Below are 562 nucleotides of genomic sequence, written 5' to 3'. Positions count from 1 at the left end.
TTACCATTACTAAAATCTGTGCAAATCACCTGTTGACTCACTTTGTTTACTACTATTTGGCTCTTTAAAGTATGTCTTTTCTTTTTTCCAGAGTAGAACCTTTTTTGTTTTTTTTAGGGCGTTGCACAGGATGTTCACTGGCATCTACTAATACAACCTCATATTCAACCTCGCTTTTTAATAACGCTTTTCGCCCTGGCAAGCTGAACTTTTTACTTTTAATCAGCGTATCTTCAACCCAACGAATCGTTTTATAAGCATAGCCCTCACTAATCCCATAACTTTTGCTAACATGAAAGTAGGTACGATATTCCCTTAAATATTCTAACGTCATTAACAATGTCTCCTCTATACTCAACTTATTTTTTCTACCACCCCTTAGTTTTTTTTCTGCTCGCGCCGCTTGTAATATTTTCACCATCTCTTCAAACGTTGGCTTTTTTACACCTGTTAAACGACGAAACTCATCTGCTGCTAACTTGTTTATCGTTTCCCATCTCATTGATCATATCCACCTTTAATTTTTAAATAGCTATTTTGCTAGATTAAATACGGTTTGGAA

General features: G+C 35.4%; 1 pseudogene. It reads right to left on the bottom strand.

Annotated features, from left to right (window positions below):
* Positions 1-502: pseudogene (locus tag DNJ77_RS09880) on the bottom strand (transposase family protein); the annotation flags it as partial.
* Between the last annotated feature and the right edge of the window lie 60 nt (positions 503-562).

Origin of the sequence: Fastidiosibacter lacustris, from assembly GCF_003428155.1 — a bacterium.
Lineage (GTDB): Bacteria > Pseudomonadota > Gammaproteobacteria > Francisellales > Francisellaceae > Caedibacter > Caedibacter lacustris.
The sequence above is the reverse complement of the archived record's forward strand: the minus strand, read 5'-3'. Positions and strand labels throughout refer to the sequence as shown.